Source organism: Mycobacterium persicum (genome assembly GCF_002086675.1).
Classification (GTDB): Bacteria; Actinomycetota; Actinomycetes; order Mycobacteriales; family Mycobacteriaceae; genus Mycobacterium; species Mycobacterium persicum.
The window spans coordinates 1-215 of sequence record NZ_MVIF01000383.1 but is presented as its reverse complement, the minus strand read 5'-3'; the positions used below and the strand labels follow the sequence as shown (position 1 = coordinate 215).

General features: G+C 66.0%; 1 pseudogene. It reads right to left on the bottom strand.

What is annotated here, in order from left to right:
- Nucleotides 1–215 (bottom strand): annotated as a pseudogene (locus tag BST40_RS28865) (IS3-like element IS1141 family transposase); the annotation flags it as partial.

The following is a 215-nucleotide window of genomic DNA, read 5'->3' as shown; positions in this document are numbered from 1 at the left end:
CAGGTAGTACCAGCTCCATTTGGCCGGGCCACGCAGTTTGGTGATATCCCAGCTCCACACCTGGTTGGGCGCCAAGGCGACCAGCTCGGGTTTGACCGTCGCCGGGTGGGTGGCCTGGCGGCGGCGCTCCCGGCTCTCACCGGCTTGGCGTAGCAGCCGGTAGAAGGTCGATATCGAGCCGAGGTAGCGGCCTTCATCGAGCAAGGTGGCCCACA